The organism is Zoogloea sp. (genome assembly GCF_041904905.1).
In the GTDB taxonomy this organism is placed as follows: domain Bacteria; phylum Pseudomonadota; class Gammaproteobacteria; order Burkholderiales; family Rhodocyclaceae; genus Zoogloea.
In genome coordinates this window covers 22,322-28,411 of record NZ_JAYRMI010000054.1, presented here as the reverse complement: position 1 = coordinate 28,411, position 6,090 = coordinate 22,322, and the positions used below count along the sequence as shown (strand labels likewise).

Annotated in this window: 8 protein-coding genes; 6 read left to right on the top strand and 2 right to left on the bottom strand. The window is 69.1% G+C overall.

What is annotated here, in order from left to right; translation table 11 throughout:
• The 6 genes from ACE3N6_RS14150 to ACE3N6_RS14125 form a co-directional block, all read left to right on the top strand.
• The coding region (locus ACE3N6_RS14150) for a uroporphyrinogen-III synthase (protein WP_374246424.1) at positions 1–432 on the top strand (432 nt) is incomplete at its 5' end.
• 10 nt (positions 433–442) lie between these two features.
• The gene (locus ACE3N6_RS14145; RefSeq protein WP_374246423.1) at positions 443–1,531 is read left to right on the top strand and encodes a uroporphyrinogen-III C-methyltransferase; all 1,089 of its coding nucleotides are present in this window, start codon (positions 443–445) and stop codon (positions 1,529–1,531) included.
• Positions 1,532–1,538: 7 nt separating this feature from the next.
• A complete protein-coding gene (locus tag ACE3N6_RS14140; RefSeq protein WP_374246422.1) occupies positions 1,539–2,714 on the top strand; it encodes a heme biosynthesis HemY N-terminal domain-containing protein in 1,176 nt (391 codons plus the stop codon).
• A 204-nt stretch (positions 2,715–2,918) separates the two neighbouring features.
• Positions 2,919–3,482, top strand: coding sequence for an alkyl hydroperoxide reductase subunit C (gene ahpC, locus ACE3N6_RS14135; RefSeq protein ID WP_374246421.1), 564 nt, complete (start codon positions 2,919–2,921; stop codon positions 3,480–3,482).
• Positions 3,483–3,668: 186 nt separating this feature from the next.
• Positions 3,669–4,457: a glycoside hydrolase family protein gene (locus ACE3N6_RS14130; RefSeq protein WP_374246420.1), complete on the top strand. Its 789-nt coding sequence runs from the start codon at positions 3,669–3,671 to the stop codon at positions 4,455–4,457.
• Positions 4,441–4,935, top strand: a complete 495-nt coding sequence (locus ACE3N6_RS14125) for a lysozyme inhibitor LprI family protein (protein WP_374246419.1) — start codon at positions 4,441–4,443, stop codon at positions 4,933–4,935. The genes ACE3N6_RS14130 and ACE3N6_RS14125 overlap by 17 nt, the downstream gene beginning before the upstream one ends.
• Here the strand turns inward: ACE3N6_RS14125 and ACE3N6_RS14120 are convergent.
• The gene (locus tag ACE3N6_RS14120) at positions 4,899–5,129 is read right to left on the bottom strand and encodes a hypothetical protein (protein ID WP_374246418.1); all 231 of its coding nucleotides are present in this window, start codon (positions 5,127–5,129) and stop codon (positions 4,899–4,901) included. The genes ACE3N6_RS14125 and ACE3N6_RS14120 overlap by 37 nt on opposite strands.
• A 14-nt stretch (positions 5,130–5,143) precedes the next feature.
• Entirely contained in the window at positions 5,144–6,052 is a 909-nt protein-coding gene (gene hemF, locus ACE3N6_RS14115) for an oxygen-dependent coproporphyrinogen oxidase (protein WP_374246417.1), read from the bottom strand.
• Positions 6,053–6,090 lie beyond the last annotated feature (38 nt).

Below are 6,090 nucleotides of genomic sequence, written 5' to 3'. Positions count from 1 at the left end.
TCCGTGCTCGCCCTGCCAGCCTTCCAGGCGGGCGCGGTGGCCGGCAAGCGGGTGCTCATCCTGCGCGGCGACGGCGGACGCGATCTGCTGGGCGACACCCTCGCCCAGCGCGGTGCCACCGTCGAATACCTCACCTGCTACCACCGCGGGGGGCCCGCGGACGACCCGGCGCCCCTCGTCGCCCGCGCCCGCGCGGGCCGGCTGGATGCCCTCACCCTCACCAGCAGCGAAGGTGTCGCCCACCTCGCGGCCCTGCCCGGAGTGGGCGATCTGCGTCCGGTGCCGGTTTTCGTGCCCCATCCGCGCATCGCGGCGGCGGCCCGGGAGGCCGGATTCCCCGCGGTCATCGCCACCGGCCCCGGGGACCACGGCCTCATCGACGGCCTCGTCCGGCACTTCTCGGCGCCCAACCACAACGTCTATCCGGGTTAAACTCACGCCCATGAGCAGCGAAAATCCCAGCCTCCCGCCCGCCGACGCCCCCCGGCCGACGTCTGCGCCCCCGTCGTGGCGCCGCCCTTCCGCCATCGTGGCCGCCCTCGCGCTGGCCCTGCTGGGCTGGCAGTGGGTCGAAACCCGCAGCCGCCTCGCCGACATGCAGGAAGAGCTGGCCCGCCGCCTCGCCAGCAGCGACACCGCCGCCACCGAAAGCCGCGCGCTGGCCAAGCTCGCCCAGGAGAACCTTCAGGACATCCAGACCCGGCTCGGGTCGCTCGAATCCCGTTTCTCCGAATCCCAGGGCCAGCAGGTGGCCCTCGAAGCGATGTACCAGGAGTTCTCCCGCTCCCGGGACGACCGCCTGCTGGCCGAGGTGGAGCAGGCGGTGCTGATCGCCGCCCAGCAACTCCAACTGGCCGGTAACGTGCAGGCCGCGCTGTTCGCCCTGCAAACCGCCGACGCCCGCCTGGGCAGCGTCGACCGGCCCCACTGGCTGCCGCTGCGCAAGGCCATCGCCGGCGATCTGGACACCCTCAAGGCCCTGCCGCAGGTGGATGCCGCCGGCGTCGCCCTGAAGCTCGAAACCCTCATCGGCCGCATCGACAGCCTGCCCCTGGCCTTCGAGGCCGGGCCGCGCTCCGAAGCGGCCAAGGCCGATCAGGCCGCACCCTCCTGGCTCAAGCGGCTGTGGCTCGATTTCTGGGCCGAGTTCAGCCAGCTCGTCCGCGTCGAGCGCATGGATCGCCCCGATCCAGCCCTTCTGGCCCCGAGCAACGCCGTGTTCCTGCGCGAAAACCTCAAGCTGCGCCTGATGAACGCCCGCCTCGCGCTGCTCTCCCGCGACGGCAACACCTTCCGGGAAGACATGCGGATCGGCGCCGAATGGCTGGGCCGCTACTTCGACGCGCGCAACGCCGGGGTCGAATCCGCCCGCACCGACCTGATCGAACTCCAGAAGAGCCCGGTGGGCGTCGACCTGCCCAACCTCCAGGCCAGCCTCAACGCCCTGCGGGCGCTGCAGTCGGTGCCCGAGCGGCGCGTCGAGGCCGCCTCCCCGGCCGCCAGGCCCGCCAGCCCGGCGAAGAAGAACTGAGGCGGCCATGCGCGGATTGCTCTGGCTGCTCGGCCTCTTCGCCCTGGCCGCCGTCCTGGCGGTGGCAGGCCGTTACAACGAAGGCTACGCCCTGCTGGTGTGGCCGCCCTATCGGGTCCAGATCTCCCTCAACCTGCTGATCGTGCTGCTGGTCGGCGGCTTTGCGGCAATCTACGCCCTCACCCGGCTCGTCGCCCGCACCCTGGCCCTGCCCCGGGCGGTCCAGCGCTATCGCCAGCGGGTTGGCCGCGAGCGGGCCGCCCAGGCCATCTACGATGCCGTCCGGCTGCGCATCGAAGGCCGCTTCGGGCAGGCCCTCAAGCAGGCCACCGCCGCCTACGAGGCCGGCGAATCCCGCGGGCTGGCCGCGCTGCTGGCGGCCCGAGCCGCCCACTCCCTGCGCGACGAGAACCGTTATCGCCACTGGCTCCGCAAGGTGGCCGACGAGGGTGAGGAGATGCGCCTCGCCCGGCTGATGACGGAGGCCAAGCTGGCGGTCGAGGATCGCCGCTTCGACGACGCGGCCGAAAGCCTGGCCGAACTCCAGGTGGGCGGTCAGCGTCACATCGCTGCGCTGCGCCTGGCGCTGCGCACCGCGCAGGCCAAGGGCGACTGGGTCGAGGCGGTGCGGGTGGTGCGTCAGCTCGTCAAGGTCAAGGCGCTCACCGCCGAGCAGGCCGAGCCTATCAAGCGTCGCGCTCACCAGGAAGAACTCCGGCGCCGGGCCGGCGACGCCCTCGCCCTCAACGCCTACTGGCAGGAACTCCCCCGCGACGAGCAGCGGGATGCCCGACTGGTAGCTACCCTGGCTCGCGCGCTGATCGCCGCGGGTGACGGCAGCGGTGCCCAGAAAGCCATCGAGACCCAGCTCGCGGTGGGGTGGGATTCCGCCCTCGCCGGGCTCTACGGCCGCTGCGAAGGCGGCGAGGTGCGCAGCCGTCTGGTCAAGGCCGAAGACTGGCTCACCCGCAACCCCCGCGACCCGCAGCTGCTCCTCACCCTGGGCCGGCTGTGCGTGCAGTCGCAGCTGTGGGGCAAGGCCGAAAGCTACCTGGAGGCCTCCCTCGCCATCGAACCCGGCTGGGAGGCGCATGTGGCGCTGGCCCAGCTGGCGGAGCGCATCGACCGAACCGACGACGCCAACCGCCACTACCGCGCCGCAGCGGAGCTTTCCCTGCGCTGATCGCCGGGGCGGCCTGCACGGCGCCCGGGCTTTTCCGCGCCTTGTCGGCGAAATAAGATGGACATTTCAGCCTGTCTTGCGGAAGCGCGTGCTCGATAGTTTTCTTCAATCCGGATCATTTCATCAATCAATTTGAACGATATGATGTCCGGGCCTATCATGTGACTTCCGAACACCCTCTCCCAACCCGTGAAGGAAACATCAATGTCCCTGATCAACACCGAAATCAAGCCGTTCAAGTCCACCGCTTTCCACAATGGCAAGTTTGTTGACGTGACTGAAGCCGACGTCAAGGGCAAGTGGTCCGTGTTCTTCTTCTACCCGGCCGACTTCACCTTCGTCTGCCCGACCGAGCTGGGCGACATGGCCGACCTGTACCCCGAGTTCCAGAAGCTGGGCGTCGAGGTCTACTCCGTCTCCACCGACACCCACTTCGTGCACAAGGCCTGGGCCGACGCCTCCGACACCATCAAGAAGATCAAGTACCCGATGCTGGGCGACCCCACCGGCACCATCTCCCGCAACTTCGACGTGATGATCGAGGAAGCCGGTCTGGCGCTGCGCGGCACCTTCGTGGTGAACCCGGAAGGCCAGATCAAGGTCGCCGAGATCCACGATCTGGGCATCGGCCGTGATGCTTCCGAGCTGCTGCGCAAGGTCAAGGCTGCCCAGTACGTCGCCTCCCACCCGGGCGAAGTCTGCCCCGCCAAGTGGCAGGAAGGCGCCGAGACCCTCAAGCCGTCCCTGGATCTGGTCGGCAAGATCTAAGTCTCCGCGAACAGCGCCTGTCGCTGTTCCAGAACGCCCGGGTGCCAGCAGGCGCGCCGGGCGTTTTTGTTTGCGGCGCCGCAGGCGGACGGTGCCCGGAGGCATTTTTGCCTTTCGGCCGTTGGCGGGACGAGTCGGGCTGGCTATAGTGGAAGTGCGTAGTCAATCCTGTTGCGGGAGACGTTCATGGCCAGTCTCACACGTGCGGTCGGGCGCGGCGCCGAGAAGCCGCTCAAGCGCGAAGTCCTGCTGGTGCAGCAGCTGCTGAACCTTCATCGGCCGGCAAGCTTGCCGCGGATTGCCGAGGACGGCGGGCAGGGCGACGAGACCTATGGCGCCATCGAGGAATTCCAGCGCCGGGTGATGACGCTGCAGAAGCCCGACGGCCGGGTGGACCCCGGCGGCAAGACCTGGCAGGCCCTCAACCAGCCGCCTGCGGTCGTCGTCACCCCGACAACGCCAGCCCAGCCGGCGGGGGCGATGAGCATGAGCGGCGCGGCGCGGGCCTTGCTCCGCAAGCTGGAGAGCCTGTCCCTGTACCCCTACGACGACCAGACCCGCAAGGTCACCCGCGTGTGGGTGAAGGGGGCAACCATCGGCTATGGCCATCTGATCTCGAAGGCCGAGTGGGACACCTACAAGAACGACATTACCGAAGCGGCTGCCGACGCGCTGCTCGACCGGGATCTGCAGCCCTTCGAGGCGGCGGTGAACGCGACGATCGCGGCGCCGCTCAGCCAGAGCCAGTTCGACGCGCTGGTCATCCTCACCTTCAACATCGGCGCGGCCAATCTGGCCCGCTCGTCGGTGGCGAAGATGGTGAACGACCCCACCGCCCAGACCTCCTACAAGAGCCTGGAGGCAGCGTGGAAATCCTGGAACAAGTCCCAGGGCAAGGTGATGCTGGGGCTCGAACGGCGCCGGCAATGCGAATGGAACGTCTATTCCCAGGGGAAATATGAGAAGAACTGGTGAGCGTTTTCCGGCCCGGCTGGCCGGCTGGGTGCTGGTGCTTGCGCTGGGCTTGCCCGCCGGCGTGGCGCTGGCCATCGACAACCCCGACCGGCCCGATCCGCTGGCCGCGTTCGTGACCCGCGCGGGCGACCTTGAAAACCGCATCGCAGAGGCGGCGTCGGAGCGGGATGCGCTGGCGGCTTATGCCCAATATGAGCAGTTTCTCGACCGGGAGCTGAACCTCGCCTACACCGCGCTGGTGCGCCAGGGGCGCGACAGCCGCCGGCAGGATCTGGTGCGCAGCCAGAAGAGCTGGCTGGTCTTCCGGGATGCGGAGCTGCGCTTCATCGCCAACAACTGGACGCGGGAGGATTTTGGCTCGTCGTCGGCCGCGTCGCGGGCGGCGTATCGGGCGGCGCTCATCCGTGGGCGGGTTGAGACGCTGCTGGGTTATCTGCGCAGCTATCCGCCGGGCGGGCTCGTCGCGCCGGCCCGCTGATTTGCTGCAGCCCGCTTCCGGCCGCGAGCGAAGCGCAGGCCAACCCCCACCACGATCATCCCCAGCAGCCCGGCGAGCAGCAGCTTGCCGAGGATCAGCGCCATCGGCACGCCCAGCGCCGACAGCGCGCCGATGCCCAGTTCGATGACCGTCGCCAGCTGCGCCTTGAACTGCTGGCGGGCGGTGTCGAACATGGGCGGGCTCAGGCTCAGGCCCAGTCGCGGGGGATGAGGAAGTCGGCGTACAGCCGGGCTTCGGGGCTGCCGGCTTCCGGGTGCCAGTCGTAGCGCCACTTCACGATGGGCGGCATGGACATGAGGATGGATTCGGTGCGACCGCCGGATTGCAGGCCGAACAGGGTGCCCCGGTCGAAGACCAGGTTGAACTCGACATAGCGGCCCCGGCGGTAGGCCTGGAAGTCGCGCTCCCGCTCGCCATAGGGTGAGTCGCGGCGGCGTTCGACGACCGGCAGATAGGCCGGCAGGAAGGCGTCACCGACGCTGCGGGTCATGGCGAAGGCGGCGTCGAAATCCACCTTGCCGTCGGCGCCGTGGTCGTCGAAGAACAGCCCGCCCACGCCGCGGGGCTCGTTGCGGTGCTTGAGGAAGAAGTAGCGGTCGCACCAGTCCTTGAGGCGCTGGTACTCAGCCTCGCCCCAGGGCAGCACGGCGGCCTTGCAGGTGGTGTGGAAGTGGCGGACGTCGTCCTCGAAGGGGTAGTAGGGAGTGAGATCCATGCCGCCACCGAACCACCACACGTCGGCCTTGCCCGGCGCCGAGGCGATGAAGAAGCGCACGTTCATGTGCACCGTGGGGCAGTACGGGTTGCGCGGGTGGAGCACCAGCGAGACGCCCATTGCCTCGTAGCTGCGGCCGGCGAGTTCGGGCCGGGCGGCGGTGGCGGAGGGCGGCAGGCCTTCGCCCATCACGTGGGAGAAGTTGCAGCCGCCGCGCTCGAAGAAGTGGCCGTCCTCGATCAGGCGGGTGAGGCCGCCGCCGCCGGCGGGGCGGGTCCAGCTGTCGGTGACGAAGGGCTTGCCGTCGAAGGCTTCGAGAGCGGCGACGATGCGGGCCTGGAGGTCGAGGAGATAGGCTTTGACGGCGGCGCGGTCAGGCATGGGTGGGCTCCGGGGATGGAAAAAACCGGCCAGCGGCC